Source organism: Marivirga atlantica (assembly GCF_016734805.1).
GTDB lineage: Bacteria > Bacteroidota > Bacteroidia > Cytophagales > Cyclobacteriaceae > Marivirga > Marivirga atlantica.
The window spans coordinates 1-16,071 of the sequence record NZ_JAERQG010000003.1; the positions used below are offsets into that span (position 1 = coordinate 1).

Sequence of the window (16,071 nt, forward strand, 5' to 3'; positions counted from 1 at the left end):
CTGTTAGCGGCACTGATGCTTCAGGATGTAGCAGCTCTTCTACCGGTACTACCTTTACCGTGGAAGATGCCCCTGCACAACCTACTATCTCCACAGCTTCAGCCACTGAATGCTTAGGAACAAGTGTTACACTAACAGCCTCTGCTGCACCTAACAGTGGTGCCTACAGATGGTACAAAGATGGTGTTTTAGTTGGTGGAGCTACTTCTCAGGCTATCGTGCTCAATACTGTGGCTGAGTCTGGTAATTATACTGTAGAGGTAACTGATGGTAATAATACAGCCGTATGTTACTCTACTGCTTCTGCTCCTACTACCGCTACAATCAATCCTTTGCCGAATGCCGGCTTATCGGTTACACCTTCAGCTACTGCTGTATGTGATGGGGGTTCTATTACTTTTAACATTGCAGGCTCACAGTCTGGGGTGAACTATCAGTTATTTGATGAATCTAATACGGCCATCTCTGCTGCTGTCGGGGGTAATGGTGGGAACATCAATATCTCCTCCGATCCTTTTGTGTTTGCTACACTGGGAAGCTCAGAAGTCATCACCGTGCGTGCTACCAATGCTTCTACTACTTGTACCGATGACCTTACCGATACTGAAACTATCACCATCAACCAAAATCCAACTACAGCAGATGCCGGAACAGACATAGAGCAGTGTGCTAATGGCACTTTCACATTATCAGGAAACAATCCATCAATCGGAACAGGCTTATGGACAGTAGTTTCAGGATCGGCTACAATTGACACGCCAACTGCCTTTAACTCCACTGTTAGTGGCGTAGCTGCCGGTACATCGGTTACTTTAAGATGGACTGTATCAAATTCGCCATGTATCAGCTCGAGTGATGAGGTAATTTTAACCAATTATCCATCACCTGTATTTGATCCAGTTCCTACAGATATAGAAGCTTGTTCTGGTGAACTAATCAATATCAACTTTAGTACGTTGTCAGGATCAGATAATATTAGCTGGTCAGCAAATAATACATTAGTAGGTAATCCGGCAAGTGGTGGTTCAAACCTCAATTTTGTTACAACTTCCAATAATACCGGTAGTGATATCATAACCACTATAACTGTATCAGCAACAAATGCTGCCTGTAGCACTCCAGTCACTACAGACTTCACTATTACTTTACATCCAACTCCGGATATAGCTAGTTTCTTCCCTCCTGTAGAAGTCTGTGAAAATGAAAATACTATTGATTTAAATGGTTTAGGTTTGTCAGCATTGCCTGCCGGGGGAACGTATTCTTTTAGCGGAGCAGGAATAACAGGAACTAATTTCGATGCAACTGTAGTAAGTCTTGGTGTTCAGGAAATTGACGTAACCTATACCACTTCAGATGGCTGTTCCAAAACTGAGCAAATCAATTTACTCAATGTAATTGCAGAACCGACTGCCAATGCAGGTTCACCGGCTGAAACTTGTGTAAACACTTCTTTTACAGTTTCAGATGCTTCTGCAACAAACAGTGCCGGAATACTTTGGACACATGACGGATCGGGAACTATAAGTAATGCAACAAGTTTAACGCCCACTTACACACCTGATGCCTTGGATGCAGGTACTGATGTGACTCTAACTTTAACTGTAGATGGATTTAGCGCTTGTGCAGATGCAGTGGACACTAAAACCTTAACTATTACAGCAGAACCTGTAGTAGATGCAGGATCAGACAGTGAAGTTTGTGCTTCTGAAGCTTCTTTCGATCTTAGTGATGCAGTAACTGACGCTTCTGCTGCTCAGTTCTCTACACTCAGTTGGGCAACTTCAGGTACGGGTACTTTTGATGATAATACCAGCCTGCTGCCTGTTTACACACCTTCTGCTGCAGATAAATCAGCCGGATCTGTGACACTCACACTTACAGCCAATGGAAATGGTTCTTGTGCTTCGGCTTCTTCTGATATGGTATTAACCATCACGCCTGTGCCTGTAGTAGATGCAGGTTCAGATAGTGAAGTATGTGCTTCTGAAGCTTCTTTCGATCTTAGTGATGCAGTAACTGACGCTTCTGCTGCTCAGTTCTCTACACTCAGCTGGGCGACTTCCGGTACAGGTACTTTTGATGATAATACGGCACTGCTGCCTGTTTACACACCTTCTGCCGCAGATAAATCAGCCGGATCTGTGACACTCACACTTACAGCCAATGGAAATGGTTCTTGTGCGTCTGCCTCTTCGGATATGATCTTAACCATCACGCCTGTACCTGTAGTAGATGCAGGTTCAGATAGTGAAGTTTGTGCTTCTGAAGCTTCTTTCGATCTTAGCGATGCAGTAACTGACGCTTCTGCTGCTCAGTTCTCTACACTCAGCTGGGCGACTTCCGGTACGGGTACTTTTGATGATAATACGGCACTGCTGCCTGTTTATACACCTTCGGCTGCGGATAAATCAGCCGGATCTGTGACACTCACACTTACAGCCAATGGAAATGGTTCTTGTGCGTCTGCCTCTTCGGATATGGTATTAACCATCACCCCTGTGCCTGTAGTAGATGCAGGATCAGACAGTGAGGTTTGTGCTTCTGAAGCTTCTTTCGATCTTAGTGATGCAGTAACTGATGCCTCTGCTTCTCAATTCTCTACACTCAGCTGGGCGACTTCCGGTACGGGTACTTTTGATGATAATACGGCACTGCTGCCTGTTTATACACCTTCGGCTGCGGATAAATCAGCCGGATCTGTGACACTCACACTTACAGCCAATGGAAATGGTTCTTGTGCGTCTGCCTCTTCGGATATGGTATTAACCATCACCCCTGTGCCTGTAGTAGATGCAGGATCAGACAGTGAGGTTTGTGCTTCTGAAGCTTCTTTCGATCTTAGTGATGCAGTAACTGATGCCTCTGCTTCTCAATTCTCTACACTCAGCTGGGCGACTTCCGGTACGGGTACTTTTGACGATAATACCAGCCTGCTGCCTGTTTATACACCTTCAGCTGCAGATAAATCAGCTGGATCAGTGACACTCACACTTACGGCCAATGGAAATGGTTCTTGTGCGTCTGCCTCTTCGGATATGATCTTAACCATCACCCCTGTCCCTGTAGTAGATGCAGGATCAGACAGTGAAGTTTGTGCTTCTGAAGCTTCTTTCGATCTTAGTGATGCAGTAACTGACGCTTCTGCTGCTCAGTTCTCTACACTCAGTTGGGCAACTTCAGGTACGGGTACTTTTGATGATAATACCAGCCTGCTGCCTGTTTACACACCTTCTGCTGCAGATAAATCAGCCGGATCTGTGACATTGACGCTTACAGCCAATGGCAATGGTTCTTGTGCTTCGGCTTCTTCGGATATGATCTTAACCATCACGCCTGTACCTGTAGTAGATGCAGGTTCAGATAGTGAAGTTTGTGCTTCTGAAGCTTCTTTCGATCTTAGCGATGCAGTAACTGACGCTTCTGCTGCTCAGTTCTCTACACTCAGCTGGGCGACTTCCGGCACAGGTACTTTTGATGATAATACGGCACTGCTGCCTGTTTATACACCTTCGGCTGCGGATAAATCAGCCGGATCTGTGACACTCACACTTACAGCCAATGGAAATGGTTCTTGTGCGTCTGCCTCTTCGGATATGGTATTAACCATCACCCCTGTGCCTGTAGTAGATGCAGGATCAGACAGTGAGGTTTGTGCTTCTGAAGCTTCTTTCGATCTTAGTGATGCAGTAACTGATGCCTCTGCTGCTCAGTTCTCTACACTCAGCTGGGCGACTTCCGGTACGGGTACTTTTGACGATAATACCAGCCTGCTGCCTGTTTATACACCTTCAGCTGCAGATAAATCAGCTGGATCAGTGACACTCACACTTACGGCCAATGGAAATGGTTCTTGTGCGTCTGCCTCTTCGGATATGATCTTAACCATCACACCTGTCCCTGTAGTAGATGCAGGATCAGACAGTGAAGTTTGTGCTTCTGAAGCTTCTTTCGATCTTAGTGATGCAGTAACTGACGCTTCTGCTGCTCAGTTCTCTACACTCAGTTGGGCAACTTCAGGTACGGGTACTTTTGATGATAATACCAGCCTGCTGCCTGTTTACACACCTTCTGCTGCAGATAAATCAGCCGGATCTGTGACATTGACGCTTACAGCCAATGGCAATGGTTCTTGTGCTTCGGCTTCTTCGGATATGGTATTAACCATCACACCTGTCCCTGTAGTAGATGCAGGATCAGACAGTGAGGTATGTGCTTCTGAAGCTTCTTTCGATCTTAGTGATGCAGTAACTGATGCTTCAGCTGCTCAGTTCTCTACGCTCAGCTGGGCGACTTCCGGTACGGGTACTTTTGACGATAATACCAGCCTGCTGCCGGTTTACACGCCTTCGGCTGCGGATCAATCAGCTGGTTCTGTGACATTGACGCTTACAGCCAATGGCAATGGTTCTTGTGCTTCGGCTTCTTCGGATATGGTATTAACCATCACACCTGTCCCTGTAGTAGATGCAGGTTCAGACAGTGAAGTTTGTGCTTCTGAAGCTTCTTTCGATCTTAGTGATGCAGTAACTGATGCTTCTGCTGCTCAGTTCTCTACACTCAGCTGGGCTACTTCAGGTACGGGTACTTTTGACGATAATACCAGCCTGCTGCCTGTTTACACGCCTTCTGCTGCGGATAAATCAGCTGGTTCTGTGACACTCACACTTACTGCCAATGGCAATGGTTCTTGTGCAGCGGCTTCTTCGGATATGGTATTAACCATCACACCTGTCCCTGTAGTAGATGCAGGATCAGACAGTGAAGTTTGTGCTTCTGAAGCTTCTTTCGATCTTAGTGATGCAGTAACTGATGCTTCTGCTGCTCAGTTCTCTACACTCAGCTGGGCGACTTCAGGTACGGGTACTTTTGACGATAATACCAGCCTGCTGCCTGTTTACACGCCTTCTGCTGCGGATAAATCAGCCGGAGCTGTGACACTCACACTTACTGCCAATGGCAATGGTTCTTGTGCAGCGGCTTCTTCGGATATGGTATTAACCATCACACCTGTCCCTGTAGTAGATGCAGGATCAGACAGTGAAGTTTGTGCTTCTGAAGCTTCTTTCGATCTTAGTGATGCGGTAACTGATGCCTCTGCTGCTCAGTTCTCTACACTCAGCTGGGCTACTTCAGGTACAGGTACTTTTGATGACAATACTGCACTGCTGCCTGTTTATACACCTTCTGCTGCAGATAAATCAGCCGGAGCTGTGACACTCACACTTACTGCCAATGGCAATGGTTCTTGTGCAGCGGCTTCTTCGGATATGGTATTAACCATCACACCTGTCCCTGTAGTAGATGCAGGATCAGACAGTGAAGTTTGTGCTTCTGAAGCTTCTTTCGATCTTAGTGATGCAGTAACTGATGCCTCTGCTGCTCAGTTCTCTACACTCAGCTGGGCAACTTCAGGTACAGGTACTTTTGACGATAATACTGCACTGCTGCCTGTTTATACACCTTCTGCTGCAGATAAATCAGCCGGATCTGTGACACTCACACTTACTGCCAATGGCAATGGTTCTTGTGCAGCGGCTTCTTCGGATATGGTATTAACCATCACACCTGTCCCTGTAGTAGATGCAGGATCAGACAGTGAAGTTTGTGCTTCTGAAGCTTCTTTCGATCTTAGTGATGCAGTAACTGATGCTTCTGCTGCTCAGTTCTCTACACTCAGCTGGGCTACTTCCGGTACGGGTACTTTTGACGATAATACCAGCCTGCTGCCTGTTTACACGCCTTCGGCTGTGGATAAATCAGCCGGATCTGTGACACTCACACTTACTGCCAATGGAAATGGTTCTTGTGCAGCGGCTTCTTCGGATATGGTATTAACCATAAACCCATTACCAATAGCAACAATTACTTCTACAGCAACCGAAGTATGCGAAGCTGATCCATTTACACTAAGAGGTACCATATCAGGTGGTGCTAATGCTGGAACCTGGAGAATTAAGGTTGGACAAGGTGCTGCAGCTGAAAACTCAGGAACTCTCTCTGCAACAGCGAACAATAGTGGCAGTTGGGAAGCTGTTTTCACACCTGATGGCTCCTACTTTGGTGCAGTTGACTTTGAATTTGTTGCCTCTGCCCCTACAACTTGTGCCGATAATATTGCTGATTACACGCTGAACATTAGATCTTTACCAAATGTGTTAAACCAGTCGTACTCACTTTGTGAAGATGTTGCTGGTACAGGAATCACGAACGTAGATTTAACTTCTTACAATGTTAATGTAACCACAGAACCTTTAGGTAACGTTAATATTGACTGGTTTACAAATAGTAGTTTAACTAATCCAGTAAATGATCCTACTGATGAAGATATTTTAAATAATTCAACTTATTATGCTCGCGTTACCTTAGCAGCAACTAATTGTTTTGATAAAGCTCAGGTTGACTTTCAAGTTAATCCTCAAATTGTGCTAACGGCCGGTTCCAACGAAGAAATTTGTGATGGAGAAACTTTAGACTTATCTACGTCATCAAGCTTACCAACACAAACCAATGCAACAACTTTAGTATGGACAACTTCTGGAGATGGTTCTTTTGATGATGCATCCAAATTAAGACCTATTTATACTCCAGGTCCAAATGATTTTACGAATAGCCCAATTACATTAACATTAACGGGATCAACTACCGGACCTTGTTCTACTGTACAGGACCAAATGACAGTAACTATCAAACCCGTACCAGTTATTAATGCTGTATCAGATATTACACTATGTCCTGGTGAGACGCAGTCCATTACAAATTTCAGTGCAGATATTAGTGGTGGTTCATGGACTTGGTCAGCTACAAATGCCAGTCAACTGGGCTTAGCTTCCAGTGGAACTGGTGATTTACCAGCATTTACTGCTCAGTCAAATAATACAGGTAGTGTAATTACTTCAGTTATTACTATTGATTATACTCTAAACGGTTGTAACAGCGCAAGTGAAACATTTAACATTAATGTGAAGCCAACTCCTGTTATTGATGATATCACAAATATTCAGGTATGTCCAGGTTCAGCTGTTAACATCAACTTTAATGCGAATACAACAGGAGAAACTTTTAATTGGTCAAATAATAATACTTCCGTTGGTAACTCTCTAAATGCATCAGGCACCGGAGACATAAGCTTTACAGCAGCAGCCAATAATAGCGGATCAAATATTACGAGTACTTTTACCTATTCCGCAACTCTTAATGGATGTACCAGTGTTATAAAAACGTTTACTGTAACACTATTACCAGAGCCAGTAATAAGTCCAATAGCTGATATTGAAGTATGCTCTTTCGATAATATTCTTACTTCATTCAGCAGTAATGTAGCCGGAAGTACCTTCAACTGGACTAATGACAATACGGCATCTGGAATACCGGCAAGTGGGACAGGTAACATAAATGTGACGGCCACGGAAAACCTAAGTGGTTCAGATATCATTAGTAATATTACTGTAACAGCCTCAAGAAATGGATGTACAAGTGGAATTGAAACTTTCACAGTTACAGTAAAACCAAAACCAATATTGGCTGCTCAAAGCACTCTTGAGATTTGCTCTAATGATGCTATTTCGGAAATTGTGCTAACAGATAACTCATCAGGAGCAAGTACTATTTCATGGACTGCCACTAATGCTGCCGCAATAGGTTTGAGTGCAGGTTCAGGTACAGGAAACATTCCTGCCTTTACAGCTAATATCAATAACACGACCTCATCTATCACCTCAAATGTGACAGTTACCAGTACCTGGAATGGATGTATTAGTGATCAGCTAAACTTCCAGATTAGGTTAAAACCAACTCCTATCATGAATGCTGTATCTAATAGTGAATTATGTGCAGGAGATAATTATAGTATAATATTTGCCAATAGCTTGGGTGCAAGCACTACTTATAGCTGGACAAATAGCAATACAGCTATAGGTTTACCTGCCAGCGGATCAAATAATATCAACTTTACTGCTGCTACAAATAATACAGGTTCCAATATAGTATCAACCATAACGGTAACGCCAACCAATAATAGCTGCGTAGGACCTGATGAAGTATTCACGCTAACATTAAAACCTACTCCTGTCATTTCTACTCTAAACAATGTGAGTTTATGCTCGGAAGAATTTATTTCAATTCCTTTCGCAGTAGATTTAGCTGATCCTAACTTAACTGTAATGAGCTCAGATAACAGCCTTATTCAGGGAGGAATCTCTATTAATGGTAATAATATTGAATTTACTACAGCTATTAATACCTCCGGAGCAGATAAAACAGCTGTAATCTCATTAAACGCCAGTAAAAATGGATGCTCCAATGTTGAGGATTTCATATTAACCCTCAAGTATAGACCGGTAGTGAGTGCTATTGCTGATAGAGCAGCTGTATGTCCAGGAGATATTATTACTGGTCAAACATTTAGTCATTCAAGTGGAACAGGAACATTCAGTTGGGAAATTACTAATCCAGCATTAATAGGAGACGCTACACCAACCTCAGGCACAGGTAATTTGCCTAGCTTTACGGCAGCAGACAATTTAACCGGATCACTGATTGAAGGTTACGTGAAATACTCTAGTACCAGAAATGGCTGTCTAAGCTTACCGGATTCCTTTAAGATAAGTATTAAACCGGCTCCAGTAATTACCAATACTGATGTGGTTTTCTGTGATAATGACAACGTAAACATCACTTTTGGTAACAACACAGGTACCCTAAATGCTAGTGGCGATGTAACATACTTCTGGACCAACAGTAACACTTCTATTGGTGTTAACAATGCCTCTGGTTCTACCACAGATAAAATTACAAGTGGTGGATTCCCTGCCAATGCAGGTTCTGGTACAACGGATAATATTGCTCAAATTGAAGTTTATGCCTCAATTGACGGTTGTGTTGGTCCACCTACAACCTTTGAAGTAAGGGTGAAACCTTTACCTGCTTTCACAACACCTGATGCCCAGTTCACTCAGACTACATGTTCAGGCGACACATTTACGTTTAATCCAGCTGCGAATGTTTCCGCTACGCAGTTCAACTGGAGCTTGACTTCTAATCCTGGAGGAGTTAATGGAGCAACACCTTCTGGAAATGGTAATATTAGCCTGGACCTAGTTAATAACACCAACACACTTCAAACGGTTGAATATGAAATAAGTACATTAAATGACAATTGTGCTGGTGAAACTAAAACTTTGACAATTGATGTATATCCTGAACTTAAACTATCTCCCCTACCTGCTGAAAGAGTTGTATGTAGTGGTAGTTCTTTCCAGCTTAATTTAAGCACCACAAACAATGTAAACGTTAGTGGAGAAGATGTAATCTATGAATGGGAAGTTTCATCCAATAATGTTGGTGCTACAAATGGATCTGGTACCCAGTTGATTGAAACACTAATCAACAATAAAACCAACGGAGAGCGCGATACTGTTTTCTATTATATCAGACCAACTTTGAATAGTGGTTTATGCGTAGGGTTGCGTGACACCATACCTGTAGTTGTAAATCCTGATGCGGAAGTATTTGCAGGTAATGATACTATAGTATGCGAAGGACAGCCTGTACTTCTGGAAGCTACCATCGGGAAAGGTGCTAGTAGTGGTTCATGGTCAGGTGGTGATGGTACCTTTAATAATAGAAATTCTCTAAGCACCTTTTATACGCCTGATCCTGACGAAATAGGCAAAACCATAACGTTCACATTTACCACAAATGATCCGGACGGTTCTATAGGCCCGTGTACTGCGATTTCTGATCAAGTTACAGTAACAATAGATGAATTACCAACGGCTCTAATTACAGGTAATCCATTCCCTTCTGGAGAATATTGTGTCAGAGAAGAGGCGCTGGTATTGGAAGGAAATAATATGAATTATAGCAGTCCTGATGTTGAATTCTTTGGTGCAGGTGTACGTTATGATGCTTCACAAGAAAAATATCTATTTTATCCTGACTCTGCAACAGTAGGTGGTCCTTATACCATTACTTATCAGGTTACCAATAATAATGGTTGTATAAATACTGATGAGGTTATTGTAACAGTTACTAATGGACCTAGTGCCGATTTTAGTATTCCTTCTGCTCTTGAAGTTAATGATGCATATATCGTATGTTTCAATCAGGATCCTGTTGAACTTCGTCCATTAGAGGATATCGGAGTATTTTCAGGAGATGGCGTAGAATTTAATTCAGATGGAAACCCTGTTTTCAATCCTTTAAATGTAGATGTTACTGATACCACAGAAGTTACCTATACTATTAATGACCCATCTTCCGGCTGTTTAACCAGTACCAGCGTATTTGTTTATCGATTACCAAGACCAGATTTTGAAGTTGAAGAGCGCAAATTGTGTGACATCAATCAGCCATATGCAATTATTATTGATGATTTAACTGCATACACAAATGACTATGATTCCATATTGGACGTGTCATATACACAAGTAGATAATAATGCAAACAGGATTTTAAGTCAGAATGGAGATACAATTACATTTGACACTCCAGGTGTTAAATCTATAGATATCACTTGGGAATTCGCCCTTGGCTGTTCCATCACTCAAAGGAAAACTGTTAATGTAGGTAATATTGAATCAATTGATTTCACTGTTGATAACATCAAAGTGACTAATGCCCCTCAGGCAGGTACCATGTTTAATGTGGTACTTGATACAATTAACCTTGAAATTGAAGACTACATTTGGTCATTTGGTGATGGTAGCCCAACCGAAACAGTAGCAGTTGGAAATATTGAACATAACTATAGTCAGGCTGGAACTTACAATATTGAGCTGACAGTTATTGACGAATACGGATGTTCAGTATCGGTTACAAGAACCATTAACATTGTACCTGCTATTAGCCAGGCTAACCTACCATATTTAGAAACTTTTGAAAACGGAGCTGGAGGTTGGTTCACAACTAGTGAGTCTAACACTTCTTGGATGTACACAACCCAAGCTACTGCATTCAGTAATGAGCAAAATAATTCTCAATATTGGATGACGGCAATTGATGGACAGGCCGGATATACTGAAAATGAAAGATCATATTTAGTAGGCCCTACTTTTGATCTTTCGAGTCTCGAGAAGCCAATACTATCTTTTGATATGTATCTGGATTTCCAGGATGGTGACTTATCTGCACTGGCAGTAGAGTATTCATTAGGTAATAATGAGTGGAAACTACTGGGTTCTCAAGATGACCAGCTGAATTGGTATAATGATGATAGAACTGAGTTCTTCGATAGGGATATAGACCGAGTAGGTGATGCCTGGGCGGATAATTCCAACAACATTGATGATGAAAACCAAGCACCATTTGTATGGGCCAGAGTAGCACATACGCTCGATCATTTAAAGAATGAATCAAACATCACCTTTAGAATTGCATTAGCGAGTAGTAATTATGATGAAACATCTTTAGGTGTTGCAATAGATAATTTCTTTGTAGGCAATAACCCTAACAATGTCCTTTTTGAGAATTTCACCAGCTTTGAAACAGGTGAAAATTATCTGATTCAAAATGAAAAATTAGTTAAAGCAATAGCTACACCTTCTACTAATCTGATACCGTTAGAATTCCATATCTCTTATCCTGAAGGTGATTCGTTAAATGCCAGATATCCTGTAGGCTTAGATACCCGAGCAAATAATTATAGCATTACCTCTGCTCCTACATTTGTGCTTGATGGTTCTAAATGGAATAATCAAAGTGAAGAAACGGCTATTGACACGGCAAAAATCTTAGAAAGATCATTACAAGCACCTGATACTTTAGTAAACATCCAGATAGATAATAGTGCTAATCAAAATACAGTGCGATTTACGTCTACCATTGCTGCCGATCCTAAGTACACTGATGAAAGCATGATCATTTATTACTTCATTGTTGAAAAACGATTAACTGTAAACATCAACGGTCAGAATCAAACCATATACAATGTGGTGCGAAAAACGCTTCCTGAAATAAATGGTACTTTGGTTGATAATGCAAGTCTGCCAAATACTACAACTTACGAGTGGCCTGTTAATAACATATATGCGGGTAATGAACTAGCCATTGTTACCGTGCTTCAAAACGTAGAAACCAATCAGGTGATTCAAGCGAGCATTACTGATATTAATGAGACCAAAGTAAACCAGAATATCTTGGCGCTAACGCCAGAAATAGATTTCACTAAAGTTGATGTATACCCTATCCCGACATACGATAAAGTATATGTTAACTTTAAAACCCCTCTTGAAAATCAGGTGAGCTACTTCCTGATGGATAACAGAGGTAGAGTCATCAAAGACGGTATTATAAAAATAGGCCAGAATATGCTAGAGTTATCATTTACTGATCAAAGTACTGGCGTATACCACCTGCTTTTAAAAGATGAAGAAGGAAATGTAAGCAGCAAGAAAATAGTCTTTAGAGATTAAGTTGAAGCGAAATAAATTATCTTTCTTTTATTAACTTTTTGCCAAACATCTTCACTATTTCAAGGTTACTGATAATGATTGTATTAATCTTACAATAAGATTAAAGTGCAATTTCATATGATTAGAAATTTAACTAATTTCGGGGAATCATAACTGGCTATATCATTAATTAAACTAAAAATTTAAATGGCAGATCAAGCTAAAATTTCTTTTAACGGAAAAGAATATGACTTTCCAATAGTAGAAGGTTCTGAGAAGGAACAGGCAATTGATATAAGTAAATTAAGAGCAGGTTCAGGTTTAATCACCATTGACCCTGGATTTAAAAACACCGGCTCTACAAAAAGTGCTATCACTTTTTTAGATGGTGAAAAAGGTATTTTAAGATACAGAGGTTATTCAATCGAAGACCTTGCTGAAAAATCAACATTCTTAGAAGTATCGTATCTTTTAATTTACGGGGAGCTTCCTTCTGAAACTCAATTAAAAAAATATCAGCAGGAAATTACTACGCACACTTTAGTGCACGAAGATATCAAAACCATTCTTGATGGTTTCCCTTCTAATGCACACCCAATGGGCGTATTATCCTCATTAGTTTGTTCATTAACAGCATTCTATCCTGAATCGCTTGATCCAAACAGATCTGCAGAAGCAGTTGATTTAAGCATCATCAGAATACTGGCTAAAATGCCAACTTTCGCTGCATGGGCATATAAAAACAAAATGGGTCATCCGGTTAATTATCCGGACAACGAATTAGACTATTGCTCTAATTTCCTGAAAATGATGTTTGCCTTGCCTGCAGAAAGATATAAAGCTAATCCAGTGGTAGCCAGAGCGCTAGATCAGTTATTGATTTTACATGCAGATCATGAGCAAAACTGCTCTACTTCAACTGTGAGAGTTGTAGGTAGTTCTCAAGCAAGTTTATATGCTTCTATTTCTGCTGGTATTAATGCCCTATGGGGTCCGCTTCATGGTGGCGCTAACCAGGCTGTATTAGAAATGCTTCAGCAGATTCAAGATGCTGGCGGTGATACTGCTAAATTTATCGCAAAGGCAAAAGATAAAGATGATCCATTCAGATTAATGGGCTTCGGACACAGAGTTTACAAAAACTTTGATCCTAGGGCGAAAATCATCAAAAAAGCTGCAGATGATGTTTTAGAACAGTTAGGAGTTGACGATCCATTATTAGATATCGCTAAAGAATTAGAGGAATATGCATTAAAGGATGAGTACTTCATCGAGAAGAAGCTTTATCCAAATGTAGATTTCTACTCAGGTATTATCTATAGAGCCATGGGTATCCCTACTGAAATGTTTACAGTTATGTTTGCATTAGGTAGACTACCAGGTTGGATTGCTCAGTGGAAAGAGATGAGAGAAAACAACGAGCCTATCGGTAGACCTCGTCAGATATATACTGGGCATAACCAGAGAGACTACGTAGAGGTTTCTAAAAGATAATTAGCCAATAAATTTTTGAATAAAGTCATCCTGAATTAATTTAGGATGACTTTTTATTTTATACTATATATATAATCACAATGAGTTTACAGGACGATTTTAAAGCAGCGGCAGAACGCTCAAAAACGGATATCAAAGAAAGACCATCAAACGATGAGTTGTTAAAACTATATGCGCTTTACAAACAAGGAGATGAAGGAGATGTAACTGGCGAAAGACCGGGAGGTTTCGATTTTAAGGCAATCGCCAAGTATGATGCCTGGGCTGAATTGAAGGGAAAGTCTTCAGAAGAAGCCATGCAAGAATATGTCGATTTGGTAAATCAGCTAGCAAGTAAATAATAGCAATGGGAAAGGATCAGAAAGAAATATTCTTAAATAATTTAGGGCAAACTACTCCTTTCCCATTTCTTCTTGAAATAGAAAAAGCGGAAGGTCTATACTTATATGACAAAGCAGGTAAATCCTATATGGATTTAATCTCAGGTATTGCTGTAAGTAATTTAGGCCATAAACATCCGGCTGTGGTTAAAGCTGTTAAAGAGCAGGTTGATAAGCACATGCACGTGATGGTGTATGGAGAGTTTATTCAGTCCTCCGTTAATCAGTTTGCCGAGCGACTTGTTTCCCTGCTTCCTGCTACACTTAATAGCGTTTACTTTACAAATAGTGGTGCTGAAGCTATAGAAGGAGCACTAAAACTTGCCAAGCGTTATACAGGTAGAACAGAACTCATTGCTTTCAAAGGTGCCTATCATGGAAGCACACATGGTGCACTTAGCGTTTCCGGCAATGAAACAAAAAAGTATGCCTTTAGACCTCTCCTACCAGATGTAAAATTTCTCAAGTTCAATCACCTGCCAGACCTGGAGGAAATCACCACAAAAACAGCCTGTGTATTGATCGAGACCATTCAGGGAGATGCAGGTGTCAGAATTCCCAATCAGGCGTACTTAGAAGCCTTAAGAGCACGATGTACTGAGAAAGGTACTATGCTCATATTTGATGAGATACAAACCGGAATGGGAAGAACGGGCAAGCTCTTCGCATTTGAACATTATGGCATTACACCAGACATTTTATGTTCAGCAAAGGCACTTGGAGGCGGTTTACCAATTGGTGCTTTTATAGCCGATAAAGAAGTGATGCGACAGCTCACATTTGATCCTATGCTAGGGCATATCACCACTTTTGGAGGCAATCCCGTTGCCTGTGCTGCAGGACTAGCCACGCTAAAAACTATTACTGAAACTGAGATACTTTCGGAAGTTGAGTTGAAAGGTGCTTTAATTGAAGAACTCATTCAGCATGATTCCATTCAGGAAATAAGACGGAAAGGCCTTATGTTTGCCATAGAATTTCAAACTGAAGATGAAGTTTACAAAATTGTAGAATACTGCCTCGATAAAGGCTTGATTTGTTTCTGGTTTTTATCATGCCCCAATAGTTTTAGAATAGCACCTCCCCTAACCATCACCCATGATGAAATTCATAAGGCTTGTGACATCATTAATGAGGCTATTAGGGTAACACATCAGTAATGAGTGCCTCAAATAAACAGCTCTTACCAGCTGAAGAAGTCGAACACCATTTTAAGCAGCTTTTACCAACTGCGGATTCATGTATTTATGAGCCTCCTAAACATAGACTAGTATTTGAATCAGAAAGTGTTGACACAAGCTATCTCCGCTTGCCCATACATTACATCTGGAATGAAGCCGCAAGAAGTATTATAACTACTGAAGACAAAGCCTATCTTATAAGCATAATAGAATCAGGCAATGCGGCCCTCGCTTACTGTGAAGATGACCAAATTATAGAGCATAAGGTATTCAAAGCCTATATGGTGCGCAAAAAGCAAGGTAAGAGCCAGATTAAGCACCTAAAAACCAAAGGTAAATCAAAAGCAGGTTCTCGCGTTCGTTTAGCTAATACAGAGCACTTCTTTGAAGAGATTCAAGAGCGTATTACAGAATGGCTGGAATACTTTGAGATAGAACAAATTGCCCTGAGCTGCTCGAAAACACTTTATCCATTCCTATTTTCAGATAACTTCGAGCTAGACAGAAAAGATGAACGGCTCATAAAAATACCCAAACATATACCTGAAGCCAATTTTGATAACTTATTAAGCATTCATGGGTATTTGATGAATGGGGAGTTGATTGAAGTGGTCTAACAATATA

5 protein-coding genes are annotated in these 16,071 nt (G+C 41.0%); all 5 read left to right on the plus strand.

Annotation, left to right across the window (positions count from 1 at the left end; translation table 11 throughout):
• Window positions 1-59 precede the first annotated feature (59 nt).
• The 5 genes from JKP34_RS11790 (at window position 60) to JKP34_RS11810 (ending at window position 16,064) form a co-directional block, all read left to right on the plus strand.
• Window positions 60-12,413 carry a PKD domain-containing protein gene (locus tag JKP34_RS11790; protein ID WP_317193694.1) on the plus strand — a complete coding sequence of 4,118 codons (12,354 nt, stop codon included), beginning with the start codon at window positions 60-62 and terminating at the stop codon, window positions 12,411-12,413.
• Window positions 12,414-12,599: 186 nt separating this feature from the next.
• Window positions 12,600-13,886, plus strand: coding sequence for a citrate synthase (locus tag JKP34_RS11795; RefSeq protein ID WP_201921562.1), 1,287 nt, complete (start codon window positions 12,600-12,602; stop codon window positions 13,884-13,886).
• Window positions 13,887-13,966: 80 nt separating this feature from the next.
• Window positions 13,967-14,227, plus strand: coding sequence for an acyl-CoA-binding protein (locus tag JKP34_RS11800; protein ID WP_201921565.1), 261 nt, complete (start codon window positions 13,967-13,969; stop codon window positions 14,225-14,227).
• Between the two features lie 5 nt (window positions 14,228-14,232).
• Window positions 14,233-15,426, plus strand: coding sequence for an aspartate aminotransferase family protein (locus tag JKP34_RS11805; RefSeq protein ID WP_201921569.1), 1,194 nt, complete (start codon window positions 14,233-14,235; stop codon window positions 15,424-15,426).
• Window positions 15,426-16,064 (plus strand): hypothetical protein, encoded by a 639-nt coding sequence (locus JKP34_RS11810; protein WP_201921572.1) that lies wholly within the window; start codon window positions 15,426-15,428, stop codon window positions 16,062-16,064. The genes JKP34_RS11805 and JKP34_RS11810 overlap by 1 nt, the downstream gene beginning before the upstream one ends.
• Window positions 16,065-16,071 lie beyond the last annotated feature (7 nt).